Below are 23,268 nucleotides of genomic sequence, written 5' to 3' on the forward strand. Positions count from 1 at the left end.
TCAAGGACTCGACCGTTCCCGCTAACGAACGGTTAAGGTCACCGTCGCGAGCGGCGAAAGTCGCGTCACGACCTCGCCCTTGCCCGGCGAGAGCACGCCGCCGCAGAGGCTGCCCGTAGTCACGATCTGGCCCGCCTTCAGGCTGCCGAGATCATCGCTCTTGCGGTTCGCCCAGGCGAGGAAAGGCGTCATCGGGTCGCCGTTACCGTGAACGGCCGGCTGGTCGTAGATCGTCACGCCGTTGAGCGAGATGAAGCAGCCGAGGCCAGTGAGATCGTCGAGCGTGGCGATGTCGAGCTCGGGGCCGACGAGGTAGCCGCCATGGCCCATCGCGTCGGCGAGCCAGAGCGGGAATGCGACATTGCCGGACCAGTTGGCGAGGCGGCTCTCGACGATCTCGATACCGAGATAGGCCTTGTCGCAGCAGCCCAGCAATTCGGCGCGCGACCAGGGCTGGCCCGGGCGGAACGGCACGTCGCGGGCAAGCCTGAGCGCGATCTCGATCTCGATGCGCAGTTCCGCGCCGATCGCGCCTTCATAGACATCGCCGGGCGCCAGATAAGGTCCGGGCATCAGGCCGGCGACCGCCGTGCCATCCTCGGCGATGCCGACCTTCCAGCCGGCCTCGGGCAGGCCCAGCGCCTCGCCCACGGCCGCCTGCGCCTTGAGCCCCTCGGACAGGGTCGCCGGCACCGGCAGGCTCGCGATCTCGGCCAGCGAGCGGTCGCGGCGGGCCTTCACCAGCGCATCGCGCACGGTCTCGACGGTAGTCGGCATGGGAATTCCTCTGCATCCGGACGGGCAAGCGCGTCACGTCCTGCTATCGCAGCCGGCCGGGCGCGACAAGGCGAGGCGATGCACCGGTGCCCGGCTTCGGCGCCATGGAACCTCCGGGCGGCTTTTCGGTTCCCCGAACATGACCCAGATGATCCTTCGTACCCGGCGGACGCTTTTGCAGGGGGTCGCCGGCCTCGTTCTGCTCGGCTCCGCCGCCACAGCGCAGTCCGCCGTTCCGGCCGCGGAATTCGTGCGCCAGACCGCGATCGCCCAGATGTTCGGCATGGAATCGGCGACACTGGCGCTGCACAAGAGCAGTTCGCCCGCGATCAAGGATTTCGCGCACGCTCTCGCCAGCGAACAGGGCGCGGTGACGAGCGGCCTGCGCCGCATCATCGCCAAGCGTTCGGATATCGCCCTGCCCGACCGGCCGGACGGGCGCCATCTCGACCTCCTGCGCGACCTCACCGACAAGCAAGGCGCCGCCTTCGACAAGGCCTATGTCGAAGCCCAGCGCAACACGCATCGCGAAGCCGCGCTGATGATGGAGCGCTATGCCAACGAAGGGGACGACGCCGAGTTGAAGAGCTTCGCAGCGCAGTCGCTGCCGGTGTTCCGCGCGCTCGACCGGAAGTCCCAGGAACTGGCGGTCACGCCATAGACAAAACCCGCCCTCAGCCCTTCGAGCGCCCTTCCGCCTCGCGCTCGTAGACGGCAAGGAAGGCCTTGCCCATCAGCGAGGATTCGCTGTCGATCAGCTTGCGCAACGTCGCGGCGCGGATCGCCTGGAGCTGCGGATCGCCCGGTGCGGCCGCCACCGCGAGTTCCGCCAGCGCCACGGCGAGCCGGCTCTGCCCCTGCCCCGCCAGAGCCTCGGCGCGCTCAGCCAGCTTGCGGGCGCCACCGGCCAGTTCGGCGAGTTCGGCGGCAAGTTCCGCAGTCCGGGCCGGTTTCAGATGGGCGGCGTTGCCGTCGAACCAGCCGGCATTGAGATGATAGATGCTGCGGACCAAGAACTCCGGATCATCGTATTTCGGCAGCAGGTAGGGCTTGGCGAGATAGCTCTCGGGAACCTTGACCTTGTTCAGGACGTCTTCGAGCGTCGCTCCCGCATTCATCAGCGCGAGCGTCTCGCGGACAAGATGCTCCAGCGCCTCGGCGCCGTCGCTCAGCATCCGCGACACCCGTTTCGCGCCGAAGACGACGGGCCCGTGGCCGGGGATCAGCGTTTCCGGCTTGAGCGCTTCCATCCGCCGGAGCGCCTGTGCCCATTCGGCGGCGTAACGCTGGACTTTGCGGGGGTTGCCAGCATTGGGGAACACCCAGATCACGAAATCGCCGCTCGCCAGCACGCGCCGCTCGGGCAACCAGACGAAGGTCGCGTCATCGGTCTCGCCGCGGCCATGGAAGAGTTCGAGCTTCTCTCCGCCGATCGAGAGCGACAGGGTGTCGTCATAGACCGCGTCCGGGCGGCGCTGGCCGATCGGGTAGACATAGCCGGGCATGTTGAATTGCTGGCCCTGGACGAAGCTGTTGAAGCCGTGCGTGTCGACATAGCGCTGCATGCGCCGGGCGACATTGCGATGGGCGACGATGCGCGGACGTGGAACGCCCCGGCGCTCGGCTTCCTCGTCGATCAGCTTGATGCCGCTGGTATGGTCGATATGGCCATGCGTGAAGATCACCGTGTGGATCGGAGCATCGTCCCAGGAGCGGATGACGTCGAGTGTCTGCTTGGCGGTGTCGGGCTTGGCCGTGTCGATCAGCACAAGGCCTTCCGCCGTGCGGATCGCCGTCACGCTGCCGCAGAAATAGGTCGTGTGAACGGTGATGATGTTGTCGTCCACCTGCGTGATCGCGCCATGCGAGACCGAGGCCGTCCATTCCTCCATCGCGGCGGTGCCATCCCAGAGGCGTTCGAACAACGGGTCCTGTTTCATGCGGGGTCCTCCGGCTAGGCTCCTTCTGTCTAGCACCATCGGCCCGTCGCGGCAGGCCGATCCGGCTACATGCTGACAGCCCGCGTCAGCGGCCGTTCCAGCGCCATCCCCGGCAAAGCGAAAGCCTCGACGCCGCCCGGCCTCGACGCCTCTGGACATCACGCCCCAAAGCCGCGCAAAAAGCCGACGAGCGCCCGCGGCATCAAGACCGCGCATGCGACAAGACACGTCCGGGAGGAAACAGGAACATGAAATCGCTTTGGGTCATGGCTGCCGCGCTCGGCGCCACCCTCAGCCTGCCCGTGCAGGCACAGGACAAGGTCAAGCTGGTCGACGTCATCGAATTGTCGGGTGCAGGCGCCGCCGCCGGGACCAACTGGAAGAACGGCGCCGACATGGCCGCCGCCGACATCAACGCCAAGGGCGGCATCCTCGGCAAGCAAGTCGAGATCGTGCATTACGACACGCAGACCAATCCGGGGAACACCCGCGCCGCTGTGCAGCGCGGCATCGACGAGGGCGCCTATGCCATTCTCGGCCCGATCTTCTCCGGCCCGATCGGCGCCTCCATGCAGATCTCGCAGCGTGCCGAGATCGCCCAGATCGTCGGCGGCGAGGCGGCCGGCTTCACCAAGCAGGGCAACCCCTACATCTTCCGCACCTCGCTCAGCCAGACGGCGGCGATGCCGAAGATCGCCAAGTACCTGAAGGACACCGTCAAGGCCGGCTCGATCGCCGTGGTCTGGGTCAATAACGATTTCGGCAAGGGCGGCCGCGACGCCATCCTGCCCGAACTCGAGAAGGCCGGCATCAAGGTCGCCGTCGACGTCGCGACCGAGCAGGGCCAGGCCGATTTCACCGCCGATGCGATCAAGGTGAAGAACGCCAATGCCGACGCCGTCTTCGTCTATCTGAACGAAGAGGAGAGCGCCCGCTTCCTGCGCGCCGCCAAGCAGCAGGGCATCGCCAAGCCGATGATCGGCGAGACCACCCTGCTCGGCGCCAAGGTGCTGGAGCTGGCCGGCGACGCCGCCAATGGCGCCAAGGGCCATGTCGGCCTTTCGACCGACGCGCCGATCCCGGCCTTGCAGGAATTCGGCAAGCGCTACCGCGAAAAGTACGGCTTCGCCTCCGACCATAACGGCGTGAAGGGCTACATGGCCGTGTTCATGGTGAAATGGGCGACCGAGAAGCAGAAGAAGCTCGACAAGAAGGGCCTCGCCGACACGCTGCGCGGCGCGACCATCAAGGCGAGCGAGGAGCCGGGCATCCTGATCGACACCGTGATCGAGCAGAACGGCGATCTCGACCGCGAGAGCTTCCTGGCTGAAGTCGTCAACGGCAAGCAGGTGATCAACACCACCCTGCCTCGGATCAAGCCGTAAGCTAAACCGTCATTCCCGGGCGGCGCGTAGCGTCGACCCGGGAATCTCAGGACTAGAAGCTGGTTTCCGAGATGGCCGGGTCAAGCCCGGCCATGACGCTTCCTGCACCACACAAGATCAGCCATGGCCGAATTCATCGCCTATCTCATTGCCGGCATCGCCACGGGCGCGATCTACGCGCTCGCCGCGATCGGCTTCACGCTGGTCTGGCAGACCTCGCAGACGATCAACTTCGCCCAGGGCGAGTTCGTCATGCTGCCGGCCGTGCTGATCCTGCTCGCGGTCAAGCTCCTCGGCCTGCCGCTCTGGGCCGGGGGATTGCTCGGTATCGCGGTCTTCCTGCTGATCTTCGGCGCGGGCTTCAAGCTCGTCGTCGTCGACCCGATGATCAAGCATGGCGTGCTGCCGCTCGCCATCGCCACCATGGCGCTCTCGATCGTGATGAAGGAAGGCGCCAAGGACGGCTTCTCGGCCGAGGCGCAAAGCTTCCCCTCGCTGGTGCCGACCGACATGATCAACCTGCTCGGCGTATCGATCTCGCTGCAGCATCTCGCGATCATCGTCGTCGCCTTCGCCGCGATCGGCCTGCTGCAATGGTTCGTCGGCGGCACGAAGCTCGGCCGGCAGATGCAGGCGACGGCGCAGAACCCGACGGTCGCGCGCATCCTCGGCATCCCCGTCGAGCGGATGGTGCTGCTCACCTTCCTGCTCAATGCCGCGCTCGCGGTCGTCGCCTCGCTCCTGATCTCGCCGATCTATCTGGCGAAGTTCTCGAACGGCGAGACCATCGGCCTCTTCGCCTTCATCGCGGCCATCGTCGGCGGCTTCAACCAGGTGCGCGGTGCCCTCGTCGGCGGCCTCTTGATCGGCGTCGCGGATTCGCTCGCTGCGGCTTATGTCTCGTCGCAATACCGGCTCGCCGTGCCGCTCGTCCTGCTCGTCGCCATCATCCTGGTCAAGCCAGAAGGGTTGATGGGTCGCAAGGAGGAGCGCCGCGTATGAGCGCCCCTGCCGTCCAGAATTCCGCGCCCCCGCGCCGCGTCACCGGCCGCATCGATGCCGCGCTGATCGGGCTCTTGCTTGGCGCCGTCATCCTCTGGTTCGCGCCTGTCGGGATGGGCCGCTACGGCACTTATGTGCTCTCGCTCTGGCTCGTCATGAGCATCGGTGTAATGGGACTCAACCTCACGCTCGGCTACGCCGGCCAGACCTCGCTGGCGCAGGCGGCCTTCATGGGGCTCGGCGCCTATACGACCGCGATCCTGACGACGAAATACGGGGTAAGCTGGTATGCCGCCTTCGCGCTGTCGGGCCTGCTCACCTTCACGGTAGGCCTCCTGCTCGGCTTCCCGGCGCTGCGGGTGCGCCACCATTACCTCGCCTTCGTCACGCTCGCCTTCTCGACGCTGATCTGGCTGGTGCTCCGCAACGAGCAATGGCTGACCGGCGGCGTCTTCGGCATCTCCAACATCAATCGCCCCGATTTCCTGGGCATCAAGCTGTTCGGTGCGCTGGAATTCCATCGCTTCGTCGTTGTCGTCACGCTGATCCTGTCGCTGGGGCTGTGGTGGCTCGTCCGCTCGCCCTGGGGGCGTGCCTTCACGGCGCTCCGCGAAAACCCGGTCCGGGCCGCGAGCCTCGGCATCGATACCCGCGCCTACACCTTGCTCGCCTTCGCCATCGGCTCGGCCTATGGCGGCTTCGCCGGCTCGCTCTATGCGCCGCTGGTCGAGTTCATCGACCCCTCCCCCTTCTCGCTGTCGCAGAGCCTGTTCCTGCTGCTGATGGTGGTCGCGGGCGGTGCCGGCTATCTCTTCGGCCCCTTCGTCGGCGCACTGCTCGGCGTCGTGCTGCCGGAATGGCTGCGCTTCGCCGGCTCGCTCTACCTGATCATCTTCGCGACGATCGTGCTGGCACTGCTGGTCATCTGCCCGCAAGGCGTTAGCGGCCTGATCGAGCGCGGCTGGAACGCGATACGACGCAAGGCCGGAGGCGCGCGATGAGCCCGGTCCTCGAAGTCCACGACCTGCACAAGGCCTTCGGCGGCATCAAGGCCGTGAACGGCGTATCCTTCTCGGTCAACGAGGGCGAAATCCTCGGCATCATTGGGCCGAACGGTTGCGGCAAGTCGACCCTGTTCAACTGCATCCTCGGCCAGCTCGAACCGACGCAGGGCGCGGTGAAGCTCGACGGCCGCGATGTCACCAACATGCGCCCGTCGGCGCTCAACCGGCTCGGCGTCAGCCGCACCTTCCAGCTGCTGCAGGTCTTCCCGGAACTCTCGGTGCGCGAGAATCTGATCCTCGCCGGCCAGGAGCATCAGGGCTCGATGCTCAGGCGCCTGTTCGGTGCGCGCGATTCCGGCCTCTCCGACAAGGCCGAGCAGATGATCGGCTTCTTCAAGCTCGGCCATCTCGCCGACGCCAAGGCCGGCGGGCTCTCCTATGGCCAGCAGAAGCTGCTCGACGCGGCGATGGCCTTCATGGCCGGCCCGCGCCTCGTGCTGCTCGACGAGCCGGCCGGCGGCGTGAACCTCACCATGCTCGGCGACCTGAAGGAGCGCCTGCGCGCGATCAATGCCGAGCAGGGCGCGACCTTCGTGGTGATCGAGCACAACATGGATTTCGTGATGTCGCTCTGCACCCGCGTGATCGTGCTGGCGGAAGGCAAAGTGCTGTCCGAGGGCACGCCGGCCGAGGTCCGCGCCAACCCGGCCGTGATCGAAGCCTATCTGGGTCATTGAGGAGCGCGGCGATGAGCACACCGATCCTCGAACTCGACAGCGTGGTCGGCGGCTATGGCGCCATGACCATCCTGAACGGCACCTCGTTTGCGGTGAAGCGCGGTGCGATCACCACGGTCATCGGGCCGAACGGTGCCGGCAAATCGACCGTGTTCAAGGCGATCTTCGGCCTGCTCAAGCTGCGCGAAGGCCGCATCCGCTTCGACGGTCGCGACATCACCGGCTGGAATCAGCGCAAGCTGCTCGAAGCCGGCATCTGCTATGTCCCGCAGGGGCGCAACATCTTCCCCGAACTCTCGGTGCGCCACAATATCGAGCTCGGCACGGTCGCCGCGGGCTCTGCGATCACCGACATGCCGCAACGGCTGGAAGCGGCGCTCGATCGCTTCCCGGCGCTTCGCGCCAAGGCCGGCCAGCAGGCTTCGACGCTGTCAGGCGGCGAGCAGAAGCAGCTCGAAATCGTGCGCGGGCTGCTGCTCGACCCCAAGTTGGTGTTGATCGACGAACCCTCGATCGGCCTTTCTCCGCTGATGGTGCAGGAGACATTCGGCATCCTGAAGGACCTTCGTGCCAAGGGCGTCTCGATCCTGATGGTCGAGCAGAACGCCCGCTCGGCGCTGGAGATTTCCGACGAAGGGCTGGTGCTCGAACTCGGCCGCACCCGCATGCAGGGGCCGGCGGCGGAGATCCTCGCCGATCCGCGCATCGGCCAGCTCTTCCTCGGCGGCACATTGACCGACGCGGCCTGAAGGCTAGCCCTGAGGCTTTGACAGCGGCGCCCTCTCCTGTCGGGATGGCGACGGATATCGAGACCGGAGCCCGACGCCCCATGAAGATTCGCGCCGCCGTCCTGAACGCGAGCCCGGTTGCGGCGCCCTATGCGCAAAGCCGCCCGCTGCGGATCGAGGAGCTCGACCTCGCCCCGCCCGGGCGCGATGAGGTTCTGGTTCGCATCCGCGCCGCTGGTCTTTGCCATTCCGACCTCTCGGTGATCGACGGCAACCGCCCGCGCCCGGTGCCGATGGTGCTCGGCCATGAGGCCGCCGGCGAGGTCGTCGAGACCGGCGAGGGCGTCAATGACCTGAAGCCCGGCGACCGGGTGGTGATGGTGTTCGTGCCGTCCTGCGGGCATTGCGCACCCTGCGCCGAGGGCCGCCCCGCCCTGTGCGAGCCCGGCAATGCCGCCAATGGCCGTGGCGAGATGCTCGGCGGCGGGCGGCGACTCTCGGTCGCCGGCCAGCCGGTACATCATCATATCGGCGTCTCCGCCTTTGCCGAGCATGCGGTGATCTCGCGCCACTCGCTGGTCAAGATCGAGGCCGATATTCCGCATGAGATCGCCGCGCTCTTCGGCTGCGCTGTGCTGACTGGCGTCGGTGCCGCCGTGAACACGGCGCGGATCAAGGCCGGCGAGACAGTCGCGGTGGTCGGGCTCGGCGGCGTCGGGCTCTCGGCCCTGCTCGGCGCCATCGCCTGCGGCGCCTCGCGTGTCGTTGCCGTCGATCTCGCGCAGGACAAGCTCGATCTGGCGCTGGCGCTGGGCGCGACTGATGCCTTCAAGGCCGACACGCCGGATGTCATCGAAGCGATCAAACAGGCAACCAAGGGCGGCGTCGATCACGGGCTGGAGATGGCCGGGTCGGTCAAGGCGCTAGATCTCGCCTATCAGATCACGCGGCGCGGCGGCACGACGACCACCGCCGGGCTCGCCAACCCTGCCCATACGCTCTCGCTCTCGCCTGTCAGGCTGGTCGCGGAGGAGCGGACGCTGAAAGGCTCTTACGTGGGCTCCTGCGTGCCCTCGCGCGATATCCCGCGCTTCATCGAGCTCTACCAACGCGGGCGACTGGCGGTGGACAAGCTCTGGACCAGCTCCGGCAGCCTCGACGAGATCAACGAGGGCTTCGACGCGCTGAACGAGGGCCGCACGATCCGGCATATCGTCAGGATGTGAGGCGGGCAAAGCCAAGCTTGGGCAGCGGCTCTTTCAGCATTCCATCAGTGACATAGCACCCATTCGTGACATGTTGATTCAAGTTGCGCCGGCCTCGCGGGCGCCGCGCTCCCATCTGTCGAGGCGCCACATCCCGCGCCAACCAGCCGCCCCATTTGACTTGCAGTCACCGGGGCGCTCTTCCTCTCCACTCTGCCCAGGGGATGCCGATGTCGAATGCGCTCGAAGGAATCGTCGTGGTCGCGCTGGAGCAGGCGGTGGCCGCGCCGGTCGCGAGCTGCAAGCTCGCCGATGCCGGCGCACGCGTGATCAAGCTGGAGCGGCCGGAAGGCGATTTCGCGCGCGGCTATGACGCCTTCGCCAAGGGCCAGTCCTCCTATTTCGTCTGGATCAACCGGGGCAAGGAATCCTGCCGGGTCGACCTGCGGCAGCCGGAGGACCTCGCGCTGGTCGAGGCTATGATCGCGTCGGCCGACATCTTCATCCAGAATCTGGCACCCGGTGCGGCCGACCGGCTCGGGCTCGGCAGCGGGACGCTTCGACAACGCCATCCGCGGCTGATCACCTGCGACATCTCCGGCTATGCGCCGGGCACGCCGCATGAGCGGCGCAAGGCCTATGACCTGCTGATCCAGGCGGAATCGGGCCTCTCCGCCATCACCGGCACGGCCGAATCCGGTCCGTCGCGCATCGGCGTCTCGATCGCCGACATCGCCACGGGACAGGCGGCCTATGCCGCAATCCTCGAGGCGCTGCTGAAGCGGGCGCGCACCGGCGAGGGCTCGGCGATCGCGCTCTCGCTGTTCGACACGCTCGCCGAATTGATGAACGTGCCCTATCTCACCCGCCGCTATGGCGGCATCGAGCCGGCGCGGGTCGGGCTCGCCCATCCCTCGATCGCGCCCTATGGCGTGTTCTCGCTCGCTGACGGCGAGGTTCTGGTCTCGATCCAGAGCGAACGGGAATGGCAGGTCTTCGCCCGCGACGTGCTCGAAAGCCCCGAGCTCGCAGCCGATCCGCGCTTCGCCTCCAATGTGCTGCGGGTGAAGGAGCGCGCGCCCCTCGATGGCGAGGTGCAGGTGCTCCTTGGCCGGCGGCGCTTTGCCGATATCGCCGCCGCGCTGGATCGCCATGCCATCGCCTATGGCACGGTGTCCACCGTGGGCGGACTGATCGACCATCCGGCGGCGACCGCCCTGCCCGTCCCGACACCGAACGGCCCCGTCGAGGTGCTGGCGCCATCCGCTATCGTCGATGGCGAGCGCGTTGCAATGCGGCCGGTTCCGGCGCTGGGCCAACACGACGCGGCACTGCGCGCCGAATTCGCCCGCCAGACAGAGGAAAGCCCCTCATGAGCATCGACATCGCCAAGCTCGCAGCCTGGACCGGCAGGACAGAGGAAGCGCAGGACATCGTCACGCCGCGGCTGGTGCAGAGCTTCGCCGCCACCTTCGGCCGCCATCTCGCCCCTCACCATCCCGGCGAGGCGCCGCTGGCGCTGCACTGGTGCCTGGCGCCGCCGATCTCGGATATCGACGCCTGCGGACCCGATGGGCATGCCGCCAAAGGCGAGTTCCTGCCGCCGGTGCCGTTGCCCCGGCGGATGTGGGCCGGCGGGCGGATCGAGACCCTGTCGCCGCTGCGCGAGGGCGACCGCGTCATCAGGCATTCCCGGATCGGCGAGATCTCCTACAAGGAAGGTCGCAGCGGCCCGCTCTGTTTCGTCGCCGTCCACCACGACTATACGACCGAGCGCGGCGTGGCGCTGCGCGAGCGGCACGACATCGTCTATCGCGAAGCGGCGCAACCGGGTGCTTCCGCGGCCGGCGCCCCGGGCCCCGCCGCCGAGGGCGAGCCTGCCGACCTCACCTGGGAGGTCGAGGCCAACCCGCTGCTGCTGTTCCGCTACTCGGCGCTGACCTTCAACGGCCATCGCATCCACTACGATTTCCCCTATGCGACCGGGACGGAAGGCTATGCCGGGCTGGTCGTGCACGGGCCGATCCAGGCGACATTGATCGCCAACATCCTGGCGACATTGACCGGAGGCGCACCGATCCGGCTCGACTACCGGGGCCTGAGCCCGCTCATCGCGGGCGGCACCTTCCGGGTGAAGGCGAAGCGGCAGGCGGATGGCAGCGTCCGGGGCTGGACCGAGGGCGCGGACGGGCGGGTGCGCATGGAAGGCTTCCACCGCCCGGCGTGACAGCGTCTCAACCGCCGCAGGACGCTCAAGGCCGGAGCCGCCATCCCCGCTGGCCCGCCGGCGCTGAAGAGTATCGCCGACATCTGCCTGTACCCGAATACGGTGCAGATCGTGAAAGTCAGCAACACTGACGTAAGGGAATATTCGGATCGCGTTGCCGGCATCTTCAACCGCATCGCCTCCGCTGAGAGAGACGAGCAGCCGCTGATCAGCCCAGTCTGCCCCGCATGCGATTTCGCCGTGATCGACGGCGTGACCTATCGGATCGATGTCACGCAAACCTCGCGCTACGGCGCCGATGGCCAGCGCATCGCGCCGGAAGCGCACCGCATCCTCGACCTCGCCCACGGCGCCGGAAAATGGCCCGCAGGCCTGAAGGCGGAGCCGATCAGAGGCGAGTTTGAAGATTTCGCCAAGTACCGTCTGCGCAGCCGGCCGCGCTATATCGGCGTAGAATTATAATTTGTCGGCGAAACCTCCGAAGCGACATACAGTTCTTTAATAGATTTTTAGCGAGAATAGCACCTACGCCGGCCAAAAAGCAGACACAGCGACGGGACGCCTGATGATCGTCGACGTTCACGAAAACGATCTCGCCATGAAATCGGAACTGGTGGCAGCACTTTATGCCACGCCAGGCACGATTTTCATCGGCACCGTCACGGTCGCGGCCGTGATGGCCGCGAGCGCGTTACTGACCGGCGGCGATATCGTCTTCCACCTCATGGCAGCAGCGATGGTCGCGATCGGCGTGTTCCGCTACCTGTCGCACCGCTACTACACGGGCATCCACCTCGCGACGTCGACGGAACGCCAGATCGGCACGCTCGAAAACCTGGCCATGGCCGGCGCCTGGTCGACCGCCGCCCTGATCTCGGCCTTCGGCTGCTATGCCATCCTGCGCTATACCTACGAGCCCGTCGCGGCGCTGGCGATCGCCCAGACGATCGGCTATCTCGCCGGCATTTCCGGGCGCAACAGCTCGCGGCCGGTGATCACCCGCGTACAGGTGCTGGCGGCGGCCACGCCTTTTACGTTCGCCCTGCTGTGGACGCGGGACCCCGCTTATCTGGTGATCGGGCTTTCAGTCGCGCTCACGGCCGTCCTGACCTTCTCGAGTGCCCAGGTGATCCACCGGATCTTCCTCGCCCGGCTGCGCACCATGCGCGAACTCGAGCATCTGGCCGTCAACGACACGATCACCAGCCTCTACAACCGCCGCGGCTTCATGCGCGAGATCCGGCAAATGGCCGCTTCCGGCCGCCCGGTGACCCTGATCTCGATCGATATCGACCGCTTCAAGAGCATCAATGACAGCCTCGGCCACGATATCGGCGATGCGCTGCTGCAGGGCTTCAGCGAAACTCTGCTCGCCGAGCTCGGCGTCGGCGACATCGCCGCGCGCACCGGCGGCGACGAATTCATGGTCGCCACCACGCGCGATGCCGAGGGTGCCAGCGCGCTGGCGGCCCGCCTCGTCATGATGCTCGCCAGCCAGCGCGTCATCGGCGGACGTCACGTCACCGCCACGGCCAGCATGGGAATCGCGCCCGCCGGCTGTGCCGCCTCGATCGACGAGGCCCTGAAATGCGTCGACATCGCCCTCTATCGGGCCAAGCTCGACGGGAGGAACCGCTTCGTCATGTATACCGATGCGATCCGCAATGAGCATGAAGACGGCGTGGCGCTCGAAACGGAACTGCGCGACGCCATTCGCCGCGGCGAGTTCGAGCTGCATTTCCAGCCGATCTACAACCCTCGCTCCGGCACCGCGACCATGGCCGAGGCGCTGCTGCGCTGGCAGCATCCACGGCGCGGCATGATCAGCCCCGCGATCTTCATCCCGCTGGCCGAGCGGACCGGGCTGATCACCGTGCTGGGCTCCTGGGTGCTCGGCGAGGCGATCCGGTCAGCCTTGTCCTGGCCGCGCAGCGTCGGCGTCAGCGTCAACGTCTCGGCGCGCCAGTTCGATCATGGCCACGACATCGTCGGCGTCGTCGAGGCGCTCCTGCGGATGAGCGGCATCGAACCTCACCGGCTGACGATCGAGATCACCGAAAGTTCGCTGATCGACGATCCCGACCATGTCGTCTCGCGCCTCGTCGCGCTGCGCGCGCTCGGCGTGCGGATCGCCCTCGACGATTTCGGCACGGGCTACTCCTCGCTCAGCTATCTCGCCCATCTGCCGATCGACACGATCAAGATCGATCAGGCCTTTACCCAGGAACTCGGGACCTCGCGCAAGGCGGATTCGCTGATGAACGCAATCGCCCAGCTCGCGCATGACCTGAAGCTGCGCCTGATCGTCGAGGGCGTGGAAACGCAGGAGCAGCTCACCGTCATCGAAAAGCACGCCGTCCACGGCATTCAGGGCTATATCTTCGCCCAGCCGATGACAGCGGAGGATTTGCTGCCCATGATCGGCGATCGTGTGGCGACGGGGCGAATGGGGTCGACGCGCTCGCGTTCCGGCTCGCGCAAGCCGGGCCGCTTCAGTCAGGTTGCCTGACGCGCCCCGGACGCAGACGATCGCGCGAGCCGGAGGCCTTGATGCGCCCGAACTATCCGAGCGGGAAGGATCTGCTGAGCGCCGATGCCGTCTCGCGCTTCGATCTCGACGACATCATCGCGCGTGCCGAGCGGCATCTCCACGAAGAAGAGCTGGAAAAGGCCGGACTGCCCCTGCCCGAGCAGCCGCCCGCCCCGCGCCGCCGGCCGAAGGTGATCGCCACCCTGTTCGACCAGCGCAGCACCCGCACCCGCCTCGGCTTCCAGACCGCGGCCGCCCGGCTCGGCCACCAGTCGATTGACGCCTATGACACCGACCGCAGCCGCATGGGCACCGATACCGGCGAATCGATCGAGGACCATATCCATACGGTCGAGCTCTACAGCGACGTGCTGATCGTGCGCTCGCATATGGAGGACATGCCCTACCGCGTCGGGCGGCTGAGCTATCTGCCGGTCATCAATGCCGGCAACGGAGCCGACGAGCACCCGACCCAGGCTCTGGTCGACATCTTCGCGATCCGGCAGATGCGCGGCGCGATCGAGAATCTCAGCATAGCCCTGTCGAGCGATTCACGCGCCCGCTTCGCGATCTCCTTCGTGAAGATGCTGCGCCTTTCCCCGCCGAAGCGCTTCACGCTGTGCTGCCTGCCGGATACGCCGCTCAACCCGGCGATGCGCGAGGCGATGACCGTGCTCGCCGATCTCGGCACGCAGGTCGGGCTCGTCCACGACATCCGCCATACGCTCGACCATGACGTGCTCAGCATCCAGATGCAGGACATGAGCAAATTCGCCCACGCCTCCCTCGGCAACGAAGCCGTCGACAAGGAAAAAGAGAGCGAGCCCTTCACACTGACCGCCCGCAAGGTCCTGGATGCCCGTTCGGACACACTGATCCTCAACCCTCTTCCGCGCTTCTCGGAGCTCGACACCTCATGCGACAGCCTCCCGAACGCAGGCTATTTCCGTCAGGTCCAGCTCTCCGTGCCGATGCGAATGGCCATCCTGGAGCGCATGTTGCTGGGCATTCCCTGGACGGGGCAGGTCGAGGATTTCCGGCCTTCCTCGGGTGGATGAGCGCCTATCTCGCCTCCTATCTCGCGATCGCTCTCTCCATCCGGCTGCTCTCGGGCTATCTCACCGTCATCGAGATCGGGCTCTTGCGCTCGATCGGCAGCCTTGCCATCGCAGGCTCGGCCGTCTGGGCCGGCGGAGCGGAACAGCGTCGCACCATTCTCCCCCCGAAGCTGCGCGAGGATATCGCCCGCAGCATCCTGCATCTCGTCGGCTCGCTCGCGCTGATCTGGAGCCTGGCACATCTGCCGCTCGCGCTCGTCACCACCATCGAGTTCACCGGTCCGCTCTTCGCAGGCGTGCTGCTCTTCCTGATCCTGCGCCGCCGACCCGGCACCGGTGCAACCGTCGGCCTTGCCGTGCTCGCGACCGGGATCGGCTTGCTGGTGTTCAGGCTCGACGCCGTCCCCAATCGCGACCTCGCCATCGCCATCGGCGCCGTCGCGGCGCTGACCAGCACCAATCTCATGCTGGCACGGCTGGCGGCACAGCGCAGCACGCTGTCCATCGTGCTGCTGATGCATACGATCCAGCTGCCGCTTTATCTGCTGCTCTGGTTCTTCGTGCCGGAGCAGTGGTCGCCGCCGCCGCAGCCGTACCGGCTGGCCTTCGCCTTGCCCGAGCTTGCCGTGATCGGCGGCGCCGTGCTCGCGCTGATCGTCGGCGGCTTCGTCTCGCAGGCCGCGCTGGCCAACGCCTCCCGCCATGCCACGCCGCTGCAACTTTGCAGCGGCGACACCCTGCGCGTGCCACTGATCACGCTCGCCGCCTATCTCCTGCTGGCGGAATTGCCGCCGGCCGAGCTTCTGCTGCCGGGGCTCTGGGTCCTCTGCGGCGTCGTCATCACCAGTTTGCCGGCCGCCCCCGGATCGAAGCTGCGCCCGGAACAGGCCGGGCGCGCCTAGAAACGCGAGGTCAGGGCGCGATCTCGAAGATCACGTTGACCTGCGTCCGGTAGGTGCTCTCACCGCTTTCCAGGGGCACGGAGGCATCCTTCGCCGCCATGCGCACGCCACCGCCATAAGGCATCGGGCGCGGCATGATCGACTGCTCCTCGATCGACAGGATCTTGCCGAGCTTCACATCGGCCGCTTCCGCCAGCGTCTTGGCACGTGCCACCGCATCGGCAACGGCGCGCTTGCGCGCCTCGGTGAGCGTCGGCTTGATATCGTCCTTGACGAAGGCGATGCCGCCGCCCTGGTTGACGCCGAGCCCCACCACCTTGTCGAGAATGCCGCCGGCATCCGCGAGATTGCGCACGCGCACGGTCAGCGCGTTGCTGACGCTGTAGCCCACGATCTTCGGTTCGCCATTGCGGTCCTTGCCGGGCTGGGTATAGCGCGGCTGGATGTTGAGGCCTGCGGTCTGGAGATCGCGCTCGGCGATTCCGGCTTCCTTCAGCGCGGCCAGCACCTGCTTCATCGCCTCGTTGTTGGCGGTGAGTGCAGCTCGGGCCGTATCGGCCTCGCGCAGGACGGTGAGGTTGAGGATCGCCATGTCCGGCGCGACGCCGACCTCGCCTTCCCCGATCACGCTGATGCGCGGGCTCGGCTGCTGACCGGCCGGATTCTGCTGGGCCATCGCGGGAGCGGAGAGCAGCGCGGCGGCGCCGACGAGCACGGTTCCGGCCAGAGCGAAGGCAAGGCGATTCGACATGATGTCTCCTGATCTGCCGGCTCCATCGGCCGGCCGCGCATCCGAGCAAGGACATCTTGTCGAAATTATCACGATGCGACGCGGCAGGCCGCCGCGCCGGCTATTCCTCCACCAGCCGCCGCGCGATCACCTGCGCCTGGATCTCGGCCGCGCCCTCGAAGATGTTGAGGATGCGGGCGTCGCAGAGCACGCGGCTGACCGGGTATTCCAGCGCGAAGCCGTTGCCGCCATGGATCTGGAGCGCGTTGTCGGCGGCTGCCCAGGCGACGCGGGCGCCGAGCAGCTTGGCCATGCCGGCCTCGAGGTCGCAGCGCCGGTCGGCATCCTTCTCGCGCGCCGCGAAATAGGTGAGCTGCCGGGCGATCAGGATCTCGGCCGCCATCATCGCGAGCTTGTCGGCGACGCGCGGGAAAGCGATCAGCGGCTTGCCGAACTGGATGCGCTCCTGCGCATAGCGCAAGCCGAGATCGAAGGCCGACTGCGCCACGCCGATGGCGCGCGCGGCAGTCTGGATGCGGGCCGCCTCGAAGGTCTGCATCAATTGCTTGAAGCCCTGGCCCGGCACGCCGCCGAGCAGGTTTTCGCCCTTGACCTCGAAGCCGTCGAAGGCGAGCTCGTATTCCTTCATGCCGCGATAGCCGAGCACCTCGATCTCGCCGCCGGTGAGGCCTGCGACCGGGAAGGGATCGGCATCGCTGCCGCGCGGCTTCTCGGCGATCAGCATCGAGAGGCCCTTGTAGCCGGGCTCCGTGGGATCGGTGCGCACCAGCAGCGTCATGATGTCGGCGCGGACGGGATGGGTGATCCAGGTCTTGTTGCCATGGACCTTCCAGACATCGCCCTCCTTCACCGCCCTGGTTCGCAGAGAGGCGAGGTCGGAGCCGGTATTGGGCTCAGTGAAGACGGCGGTCGGCAGGACCTCGCCGGAAGCGATCTTCGGCAGCCACTTCTCCTTCTGCGCGAGCGTGCCGCCGCACAGGATCAGTTCGGCCGCGATCTCCGAACGGGTGCCGAGCGAGCCGACGCCGATATAGCCGCGCGAGAGCTCCTCCGAGACGACGCACATCGAGACCTTCGACAGGCCCATGCCGCCGAATTCCTCGGGAATGGTCAAGCCGAAGACGCCGAGCTCGGCCATCTTCTCGACCACCGGCATCGGGATGTACTCGTTCTCCAGATGCCATTCATGGGCGTGCGGCGTGACCTCGGCGGCGCAGAAGCGGCGCATCTCCGAGCGGATCGCTTCCAGCGTCTCGTCGAGACCGGTATCGCCGATGCTGGCCGCACCCTGGTCCTGGCTGAACAGGGCGACGAAGCGGGCGCGGTTCTCGGGCGTGTTGCCCTCCGCGATCAGGGCATCGACGGCTGCCGAGCCGGCGGCGGCAATGGCTTTCTGCGAGAGGCCCAGCGCCGGCAGCCTGACGATCTCGCCCTGGCTCATCGGAATGCCGCCGAAGATCTGGGCGGCGAACTCGCCGGCGCCGATGCGCAGGGCGTAATCCTCGATTGCGCCGTAGCGGCCTTCGGCCTCAAGGCGTTCGCCATAGGCCTTGAGTTCGCGCAGGGCCGTGACGTAGGTCGCGAGCCAGGACAGCCCGTGGGCGGCGTGCTGCTCGGCCTCCAGGCGGGCGGAGGAGATGCGGCCATCGACCAACACCTTCTGCCGCACTGCCGCAACGGCCTCCTGGAACAGGGTCTCGAAGCCCGGCAGCGCCGCCGCGATCAGCGCGATCGCATTCGCGCGATTCTCAGCCTTTGCGGCCGTATTGGCGTTCATGGTCTTCGACCTCCCTTTGTTGCGACGCAGCATAAAGCGAGATCGAAGGAAACCGAAACCCTCCTTTTTGGGGAGAAGCCTACTTCCGGCTGGCGAGCACGACGCCGAGGATCGTCACCGCCATGCCGCCGATCTGGAGCGGGGTCAGCGTCTCTCCGAAAAGCAGCCACGCCTCGACCGCGACGAGCGCCGGCACGAGATAGAGGAAGGTGACGATGCGCGAGACCTCGCCGCGCCTGAGCATGAACAGATAGAGCCAGATACTGCCGATCGAGAGCACGATCACCGACCAGGCCAGCACGAGCAGCATGGTCAGATTCCATTCGATCCGCATCGGCTCGAAGGCGACGGCGAAGGGCAGCACGACAAGCCCTGCCGCGACATACTGGATCGCGGTGATCGTGCGCAGATCACCGGAGACGACCCGGGCCTTCTGGTAGAACGAACCGAAGGTCACCGCGAACATGCCGCCGATATTGATCAGCATCGGCACGGCGATGCCCCAGAGCGCGGCCGGCTCGACATTGGCGAGCTGCGGCTCCAGCACCAGTGCGATCCCGAGGAAGCCGCAGGCGATGCCGAGCCAGCGGATGCCCGAAATGCGCTCGCCGACGAGCGCGGGCGCGAAGAGCGCCGTCAGGATCGGCTGCAGCCCTGCGATCAGGCCGGAAATGCCGGCAGGCAGGCCATGGCGCACCGCCCACCAGACGCCGGCGAGATAGATGCCGTGCAGCAGGATGCCGGTGATCGCCACGTCGATGACGGCGCGGCGGCTGCGCGGCCATGGCGCGCCGGTCGCAAGCGCGATCAGCGTCAGCAGCGCCGCGGCGCAGGAGAAGCGCACGACGAGGAAGGTCAGGGCATCGGCATGACGGGCCGAATAGCCGGCGACCACCCAGCCCGTGGACCAGAGGAAGGTGAAGAGCAGCGGTATCGCGCGCAGAATGAGAGGCGAGGACATCGAAACCCGGAACCGCTGGACCTCACCGTCTCTAGCGCCAATCGACGGCACCTGACAGAGCGCCAGCGCCCCCACCCCATGCTTCCATCGTCGATGGGTTCAATCGCGGACCGACGACAATTCGCAGCCTCGGAACAGACAATCCGATTGCGTATTACAAGCCGTTTACGCCCGCGGCCCTTCCGCGACGCTCAGCCCGCCAGCGCCTCGGCAACATCCTCATAGGTCCGCAGGCCCGTGCGCGGCGCATAGACCAGCACGGACATGTTGCCCGGCGCATGCTCGTTCTTCCACATCTTGTGATGAGCGAGCGGGATTTTGTCCCAGGGGAAGACCTCGGACATGCAGGGGTCGATGCGCCTGTCGATGACGAACTGGTTCGCCGCGCTCGCCTGCTTGAGATGGGCGAAATGCGAGCCTTGCACGCGCTTCTGCCGCATCCAGACATAGCGGGCGTCGAAGGTGATGTTGAAGCCCGAGGTGCCCGCGCAGAACACCACCATGCCGCCGCGCTTGGCGACGAGGCAGGAGACGGGAAAGGTCGCCTCGCCCGGATGCTCGAAGACGATGTCGACATCCTTCTTGCCGGTGATGTCCCAGATCGCCTTGCCGAACTTGCGGGCCTCCTTGGTCCACTCGTTGTACTCGGGCGAATTGACCTTGGGCATCTGGCCCCAGCAGTTGAAGTCCTTGCGGTTGATCACGCCCTTGGCGCCGAGGCCGAGCACGTAGTCGCGCTTGGTCTCGTCCGAGATCACGCCGATGGCGTTGGCGCCGGAGGCCGCGCAGAGCTGGACGCCGAAGACGCCGAGGCCGCCCGAAGCGCCCCAGACGAGAACGTTGTCGCCCGGCTTGATCGTGTGCGGGGCATGGCCGAACAGCATGCGGTAAGCGGTGGCCAGCGTCAGCGTGTAGCAGGCGGCCTCCTCCCAGGCGAGGTGCCTGGGCTTTTGCATGAGCTGACGCGACTGCACCCGGCAGAACTGGGCGAAGGAGCCGTCCGGTGTCTCGTAGCCCCAGATGCGCTGGGTCGACGAGAACATCGGGTCGCCGCCATTGCACTCCTCGTCGTCGCCATCGTCCTGGTTGCAGTGGACGATGACCTCGTCGCCGACCTTCCAGCGCTTCACCTTGGAGCCGACGGCCCAGACGATGCCCGCGCAATCGGAACCGGCGACATGGAACGGCGCCTTGTGCACGTCGAAGGGCGAAATCGGCTGGCCCAGGCCCGCCCAGATGCCGTTGTAGTTGACACCGCCGGCCATCACGAGGAGCAGGACCTCCTCCTCGCCGATCGACCAGGTCGGCACGACCTCGACCTGGAACGAGTCCTGCGGCGGGCCATGGCGCTCGCGCCGGATCGCCCAGGCATACATCTTCTCCGGGACATGGCCGAGCGGCGGCAATTCGTCGAGCTCGTAGAGATCCTTGAGCGGCTTCACGGCGGCCTGCGACTTCGACATGGTCGTCTCCCTGCTCTGTTCCGTCGTTGCCCAGCCCGGAGCGTGTCGGCGGTATGGGATGCCGATCATGCATCTTATGCTGCGCTGCGCCATTACTCTAAGGAATCACATTGCAGCGCAAAACCCTTTCTTTCCGGCGCTTGCGCTTTCTTCATCGTTTGCTGAGATGCTGACGTCCTGCGCGGCGCCAAGGAGAAACGATGCGCGGCTTGTTCCTGATGGTCGGCCTGCCCGATATGCCCCTGATGTCCGTGGTCATCGTCCTCGCGATGATCGTGCTCGGCGCGATGCTGTTCGGCTGGCTCGCCGACCTGCTGCTCGGCGACGGCGGTTTCGGCGTGATGCTGAACACCGGCATCCTGCTGGTGGGCGCTTTCGCCGGCGCATGGCTCTGGCACCGCTACGGCATTCCGACGCGTTTTCCGGCCGAGGCCCTGCGGGTCGTGATCGCGACAGGGTCGGGCCTGCTGCTGCTGATCGGGATGGCCGTCATCCGGCCGTGAGAGGCATCTCTCACGCCCAAGCTCGGCCAGCCCGTGCTATGGCCGGCCACCCCGGCTGGCGGCGAGCATGTAGTTCACGTTCATGTCGCGCGCGGCGGTCCAGCGGCCGGTCAGCGGATTGAAGACCACCCCGGTCTGCGTTCCCAGCGCGAAGCCATTGCCTTCGATCGCGCCGCCGAGTTCAGCCGGCGTCACGAACTTTTCCCAGTCATGCGTGCCCTTCGGCAGCCAGCGCAGGACATATTCGGCGCCGACGATGGCCAGCGCATAGGATTTCAGCGTGCGGTTGAGCGTCGCCATGACGAGCAGGCCATCCGGCTTCACCGCGGCGCAGCAGGCGGCAACGAAGGCCTCGACATCGGCGACATGCTCGACGACCTCCATCGCCAGCACGATGTCGAAGCGCTTGCCGGATTCCACGACCGCCTCGATCGTCTGCTCGCGATAGTCGATCGAAAGCCCGCCCTTCTCGGCATGGGCACCGGCGACGGCGATATTGGTCGGCGCCGGATCGAGGCCGGTGACCTCTGCGCCGAGCCTTGCGAGCGGCTCGGACAGCACGCCGCCGCCACAGCCGATATCAACGAGGCTCAGGCCGTCCAGCGCCCGCATCCGCCTGGGATCGCGGCCGAAATGCGCGCAGGCCTCATCGCGGACGAAGGCGAGCCGGACCGGATTGAACTTATGCAGGACGGCCATCGGGCCCTTCGGGTCCCACCAGTCGCGGGCGATCGCATCGAAGCGCGCGACCTCGGCCGGGTCGATCGTCGAGCTTGTGCGCTGGGTCTCAGCCGCCATGAACCGGTCCTTCGCTGATGCGATGCCGCATTGACACCGCGCCTGACGCCCGTCATCTACACCCGCCCCGCTGCAAGTGCGAGGGCGACCTTTCGACCCGGCTTGCCGGGGACAGCTATCGAAAAGACCGTCATGGCCCGTCTGGTGATGAAATTCGGCGGCACCTCAGTCGCCAACGTCGAGCGCATCAGGAACGCGGCGCGCCACGTCAAACGCGAGTTCGACGCCGGCAACGAGGTCGCGATCGTGGTTTCCGCCATGTCCGGCAAGACCAACGAGCTGGTCGGCTGGTGCAAGGAAGCGGCCCCGGCCTTCGACCAGGCCGAGTACGATACCGTCGTCGCCTCGGGCGAGCAGGTCACCTCCGGGCTGATGGCCATCGTGCTGCAGGAGATGGGCCTGCCGGCGCGCTCCTGGCAGGGCTGGCAGATTCCGCTCTACGGCTCCGACGCGCATGGCTCGGCCCGGATCGAGAGCGTCGACGGCGCCGGCATTCTTGCGGGCTTCGACCGCAACCGCGAGATCGCGGTCTGCTCCGGCTTCCAAGGCGTCAATCCGCGCACGCACCGCATCGTCACGCTCGGCCGCGGCGGTTCCGATACCAGCGCGGTCGCGCTCGCCGCCGGCCTCAAGGCCGATCGCTGCGACATCTACACCGATGTCGACGGCGTCTACACCACCGACCCGCGCGTGGTGCCGAAGGCCAAACGCATGGACAGGGTCTCCTTCGAGGAAATGCTCGAAATGGCCTCGCTCGGCTCCAAGGTGCTGCAGGTACGCTCGGTCGAGATCGCCATGACGCAGCGCGTGCCGACCTATGTGCGCTCTTCCTTCGACGACCCCGAGAACCCCAATCCTGGCACCCTCATCTGCGACGAGGACGACATCGTGGAACAGCCCATCGTCACCGGCATCGCCTTCTCCCGGGACGAAGCCCAGATCACCCTCCGCCGCGTGGCTGACCAGCCCGGCGTCGCCGCGGCGATCTTCGGCCCGCTCGCCGATGCCAACATCAATGTCGACATGATCATCCAGGTCGTCTCGGACGACCAGGCGACGACCGACATCACCTTCACCGTGCCGACGGCCGATTACGAGCGCGCCAAGGCGCTGCTCGAAAGCAAGCACGACACGATCTCCTACCAGGAGATCCAGGGCGCGACCGATGTGGTGAAGATCTCGGCGATCGGTGTCGGCATGCGCTCGCATGCGGGCGTCGCCGCCCGCGCTTTCCGCGCGCTGGCCGAGAAGGGCATCAACATCCGAGCGATCACGACCTCCGAGATCAAGTTCTCGGTGCTGATCGACGCCGCCTATACCGAGCTTGCGGTGCGCACGCTGCACTCGCTCTATGGGCTCGACGCGGCCTGAGGCAGCGATCGGACTCATACCTCTCCCACGAGACCGGCTCGACACAGGCCGCGCGGGCCTTTCTCCGGCAAGAGGGAGAGAGGCGGGCGGCGAAATTTGGGCCGTTGGACTGGTAGAGCGTTCCCTCCTCGGTTGAGCGGGTGGGTTCC

At 66.7% G+C, this 23,268-nt stretch carries 22 protein-coding genes; 15 read left to right on the plus strand and 7 right to left on the minus strand.

What is annotated here, in order from left to right; all coding sequences use genetic code 11:
• Positions 1-21: 21 nt before the first annotated feature.
• On the minus strand, positions 22-777 hold the full coding sequence (locus tag ASE61_RS01985; RefSeq protein WP_061964136.1) for a hypothetical protein: 756 nt from the start codon (positions 775-777) through the stop codon (positions 22-24).
• A 139-nt stretch (positions 778-916) separates the two neighbouring features.
• On the opposite strand from ASE61_RS01985, the gene ASE61_RS26755 reads away from it, so the two are divergent.
• Positions 917-1,438 carry a DUF4142 domain-containing protein gene (locus ASE61_RS26755; RefSeq protein WP_061964138.1) on the plus strand — a complete coding sequence of 174 codons (522 nt, stop codon included), beginning with the start codon at positions 917-919 and terminating at the stop codon, positions 1,436-1,438.
• A gap of 13 nt (positions 1,439-1,451) precedes the next feature.
• On the opposite strand, the gene ASE61_RS01995 is transcribed toward ASE61_RS26755, so the two are convergent.
• Positions 1,452-2,717 (minus strand): alkyl sulfatase dimerization domain-containing protein, encoded by a 1,266-nt coding sequence (locus ASE61_RS01995; protein WP_162260052.1) that lies wholly within the window; start codon positions 2,715-2,717, stop codon positions 1,452-1,454.
• A gap of 248 nt (positions 2,718-2,965) precedes the next feature.
• Between ASE61_RS01995 and ASE61_RS02000 the strand changes: the two genes are divergently transcribed.
• From ASE61_RS02000 to ASE61_RS02055, 12 genes are all read left to right on the plus strand, one after another.
• Positions 2,966-4,102, plus strand: a complete 1,137-nt coding sequence (locus ASE61_RS02000; RefSeq protein ID WP_061964142.1) for an ABC transporter substrate-binding protein — start codon at positions 2,966-2,968, stop codon at positions 4,100-4,102.
• Positions 4,103-4,225: 123 nt separating this feature from the next.
• The gene (locus ASE61_RS02005; RefSeq protein WP_061964144.1) at positions 4,226-5,104 is read left to right on the plus strand and encodes a branched-chain amino acid ABC transporter permease; all 879 of its coding nucleotides are present in this window, start codon (positions 4,226-4,228) and stop codon (positions 5,102-5,104) included.
• Complete coding sequence (locus ASE61_RS02010) at positions 5,101-6,105, plus strand: branched-chain amino acid ABC transporter permease (RefSeq protein ID WP_061964146.1); 1,005 nt, start codon at positions 5,101-5,103, stop codon at positions 6,103-6,105. The genes ASE61_RS02005 and ASE61_RS02010 overlap by 4 nt, the downstream gene beginning before the upstream one ends.
• Positions 6,102-6,845 carry an ABC transporter ATP-binding protein gene (locus ASE61_RS02015; RefSeq protein WP_061964148.1) on the plus strand — a complete coding sequence of 248 codons (744 nt, stop codon included), beginning with the start codon at positions 6,102-6,104 and terminating at the stop codon, positions 6,843-6,845. The genes ASE61_RS02010 and ASE61_RS02015 overlap by 4 nt, the downstream gene beginning before the upstream one ends.
• An 11-nt stretch (positions 6,846-6,856) precedes the next feature.
• Positions 6,857-7,594: an ABC transporter ATP-binding protein gene (locus tag ASE61_RS02020; protein WP_061964150.1), complete on the plus strand. Its 738-nt coding sequence runs from the start codon at positions 6,857-6,859 to the stop codon at positions 7,592-7,594.
• Positions 7,595-7,674: 80 nt separating this feature from the next.
• Complete coding sequence (locus ASE61_RS02025) at positions 7,675-8,799, plus strand: zinc-dependent alcohol dehydrogenase family protein (RefSeq protein ID WP_061964152.1); 1,125 nt, start codon at positions 7,675-7,677, stop codon at positions 8,797-8,799.
• Between the two features lie 209 nt (positions 8,800-9,008).
• Positions 9,009-10,154: a CaiB/BaiF CoA transferase family protein gene (locus ASE61_RS02030; RefSeq protein WP_061964154.1), complete on the plus strand. Its 1,146-nt coding sequence runs from the start codon at positions 9,009-9,011 to the stop codon at positions 10,152-10,154.
• The gene (locus tag ASE61_RS02035; RefSeq protein ID WP_061964157.1) at positions 10,151-11,005 is read left to right on the plus strand and encodes a MaoC family dehydratase N-terminal domain-containing protein; all 855 of its coding nucleotides are present in this window, start codon (positions 10,151-10,153) and stop codon (positions 11,003-11,005) included. Before ASE61_RS02030 ends, ASE61_RS02035 begins: the two co-directional genes overlap by 4 nt.
• Before the next feature lie 111 nt (positions 11,006-11,116).
• Positions 11,117-11,467, plus strand: coding sequence for a hypothetical protein (locus tag ASE61_RS02040; protein ID WP_156406953.1), 351 nt, complete (start codon positions 11,117-11,119; stop codon positions 11,465-11,467).
• Positions 11,468-11,570: 103 nt separating this feature from the next.
• Entirely contained in the window at positions 11,571-13,514 is a 1,944-nt protein-coding gene (locus ASE61_RS02045; protein ID WP_061964161.1) for a putative bifunctional diguanylate cyclase/phosphodiesterase, read from the plus strand.
• 41 nt (positions 13,515-13,555) lie between these two features.
• Positions 13,556-14,593: a hypothetical protein gene (locus ASE61_RS02050; RefSeq protein ID WP_061964163.1), complete on the plus strand. Its 1,038-nt coding sequence runs from the start codon at positions 13,556-13,558 to the stop codon at positions 14,591-14,593.
• A complete protein-coding gene (locus ASE61_RS02055) occupies positions 14,590-15,495 on the plus strand; it encodes a hypothetical protein (protein ID WP_061964165.1) in 906 nt (301 codons plus the stop codon). The genes ASE61_RS02050 and ASE61_RS02055 overlap by 4 nt, the downstream gene beginning before the upstream one ends.
• 10 nt (positions 15,496-15,505) lie before the next feature.
• On the opposite strand, the gene ASE61_RS02060 is transcribed toward ASE61_RS02055, so the two are convergent.
• From ASE61_RS02060 to ccrA, 4 genes are all read right to left on the minus strand, one after another.
• A complete protein-coding gene (locus tag ASE61_RS02060; protein WP_061964167.1) occupies positions 15,506-16,246 on the minus strand; it encodes an SIMPL domain-containing protein in 741 nt (246 codons plus the stop codon).
• A 100-nt stretch (positions 16,247-16,346) separates the two neighbouring features.
• Complete coding sequence (locus tag ASE61_RS02065) at positions 16,347-18,023, minus strand: acyl-CoA dehydrogenase family protein (protein WP_061965489.1); 1,677 nt, start codon at positions 18,021-18,023, stop codon at positions 16,347-16,349.
• Between the two features lie 79 nt (positions 18,024-18,102).
• A complete protein-coding gene (locus ASE61_RS02070) occupies positions 18,103-18,984 on the minus strand; it encodes a DMT family transporter (RefSeq protein ID WP_061964169.1) in 882 nt (293 codons plus the stop codon).
• A gap of 191 nt (positions 18,985-19,175) precedes the next feature.
• On the minus strand, positions 19,176-20,447 hold the full coding sequence (gene ccrA, locus ASE61_RS02075; protein ID WP_061964171.1) for a crotonyl-CoA carboxylase/reductase: 1,272 nt from the start codon (positions 20,445-20,447) through the stop codon (positions 19,176-19,178).
• Between the two features lie 200 nt (positions 20,448-20,647).
• On the opposite strand from ccrA, the gene ASE61_RS02080 reads away from it, so the two are divergent.
• A complete protein-coding gene (locus ASE61_RS02080) occupies positions 20,648-20,950 on the plus strand; it encodes a hypothetical protein (RefSeq protein ID WP_061964173.1) in 303 nt (100 codons plus the stop codon).
• 36 nt (positions 20,951-20,986) lie between these two features.
• On the opposite strand, the gene ubiG is transcribed toward ASE61_RS02080, so the two are convergent.
• Positions 20,987-21,748: a bifunctional 2-polyprenyl-6-hydroxyphenol methylase/3-demethylubiquinol 3-O-methyltransferase UbiG gene (ubiG, locus tag ASE61_RS02085; protein ID WP_061964175.1), complete on the minus strand. Its 762-nt coding sequence runs from the start codon at positions 21,746-21,748 to the stop codon at positions 20,987-20,989.
• A gap of 132 nt (positions 21,749-21,880) precedes the next feature.
• Between ubiG and ASE61_RS02090 the strand changes: the two genes are divergently transcribed.
• On the plus strand, positions 21,881-23,119 hold the full coding sequence (locus ASE61_RS02090) for an aspartate kinase (RefSeq protein ID WP_061964177.1): 1,239 nt from the start codon (positions 21,881-21,883) through the stop codon (positions 23,117-23,119).
• Positions 23,120-23,268 lie beyond the last annotated feature (149 nt).

Source organism: Allobosea sp. Root670 (genome assembly GCF_001429415.1).
Lineage (GTDB): Bacteria > Pseudomonadota > Alphaproteobacteria > Rhizobiales > Beijerinckiaceae > Allobosea > Allobosea robiniae.

What these genes read in the sequence shown, in the direction of transcription:
- ASE61_RS01985 (WP_061964136.1), bottom strand. Translation starts at nt 777, where the DNA reads ATGCCGACTACCGTCGAGACCGTGCGCGATGCGCTGGTGAAGGCCCGC.
- ASE61_RS26755 (WP_061964138.1), top strand. Translation starts at nt 917, where the DNA reads ATGACCCAGATGATCCTTCGTACCCGGCGGACGCTTTTGCAGGGGGTC.
- ASE61_RS01995 (WP_162260052.1), bottom strand. Translation starts at nt 2,717, where the DNA reads ATGAAACAGGACCCGTTGTTCGAACGCCTCTGGGATGGCACCGCCGCG.
- ASE61_RS02000 (WP_061964142.1), top strand. Translation starts at nt 2,966, where the DNA reads ATGAAATCGCTTTGGGTCATGGCTGCCGCGCTCGGCGCCACCCTCAGC.
- ASE61_RS02005 (WP_061964144.1), top strand. Translation starts at nt 4,226, where the DNA reads ATGGCCGAATTCATCGCCTATCTCATTGCCGGCATCGCCACGGGCGCG.
- ASE61_RS02010 (WP_061964146.1), top strand. Translation starts at nt 5,101, where the DNA reads ATGAGCGCCCCTGCCGTCCAGAATTCCGCGCCCCCGCGCCGCGTCACC.
- ASE61_RS02015 (WP_061964148.1), top strand. Translation starts at nt 6,102, where the DNA reads ATGAGCCCGGTCCTCGAAGTCCACGACCTGCACAAGGCCTTCGGCGGC.
- ASE61_RS02020 (WP_061964150.1), top strand. Translation starts at nt 6,857, where the DNA reads ATGAGCACACCGATCCTCGAACTCGACAGCGTGGTCGGCGGCTATGGC.
- ASE61_RS02025 (WP_061964152.1), top strand. Translation starts at nt 7,675, where the DNA reads ATGAAGATTCGCGCCGCCGTCCTGAACGCGAGCCCGGTTGCGGCGCCC.
- ASE61_RS02030 (WP_061964154.1), top strand. Translation starts at nt 9,009, where the DNA reads ATGTCGAATGCGCTCGAAGGAATCGTCGTGGTCGCGCTGGAGCAGGCG.
- ASE61_RS02035 (WP_061964157.1), top strand. Translation starts at nt 10,151, where the DNA reads ATGAGCATCGACATCGCCAAGCTCGCAGCCTGGACCGGCAGGACAGAG.
- ASE61_RS02045 (WP_061964161.1), top strand. Translation starts at nt 11,571, where the DNA reads ATGATCGTCGACGTTCACGAAAACGATCTCGCCATGAAATCGGAACTG.
- ASE61_RS02050 (WP_061964163.1), top strand. Translation starts at nt 13,556, where the DNA reads ATGCGCCCGAACTATCCGAGCGGGAAGGATCTGCTGAGCGCCGATGCC.
- ASE61_RS02055 (WP_061964165.1), top strand. Translation starts at nt 14,590, where the DNA reads ATGAGCGCCTATCTCGCCTCCTATCTCGCGATCGCTCTCTCCATCCGG.
- ASE61_RS02060 (WP_061964167.1), bottom strand. Translation starts at nt 16,246, where the DNA reads ATGTCGAATCGCCTTGCCTTCGCTCTGGCCGGAACCGTGCTCGTCGGC.
- ASE61_RS02065 (WP_061965489.1), bottom strand. Translation starts at nt 18,023, where the DNA reads ATGAACGCCAATACGGCCGCAAAGGCTGAGAATCGCGCGAATGCGATC.
- ASE61_RS02070 (WP_061964169.1), bottom strand. Translation starts at nt 18,984, where the DNA reads ATGTCCTCGCCTCTCATTCTGCGCGCGATACCGCTGCTCTTCACCTTC.
- ccrA (WP_061964171.1), bottom strand. Translation starts at nt 20,447, where the DNA reads ATGTCGAAGTCGCAGGCCGCCGTGAAGCCGCTCAAGGATCTCTACGAG.
- ASE61_RS02080 (WP_061964173.1), top strand. Translation starts at nt 20,648, where the DNA reads ATGCGCGGCTTGTTCCTGATGGTCGGCCTGCCCGATATGCCCCTGATG.
- ubiG (WP_061964175.1), bottom strand. Translation starts at nt 21,748, where the DNA reads ATGGCGGCTGAGACCCAGCGCACAAGCTCGACGATCGACCCGGCCGAG.
- ASE61_RS02090 (WP_061964177.1), top strand. Translation starts at nt 21,881, where the DNA reads ATGGCCCGTCTGGTGATGAAATTCGGCGGCACCTCAGTCGCCAACGTC.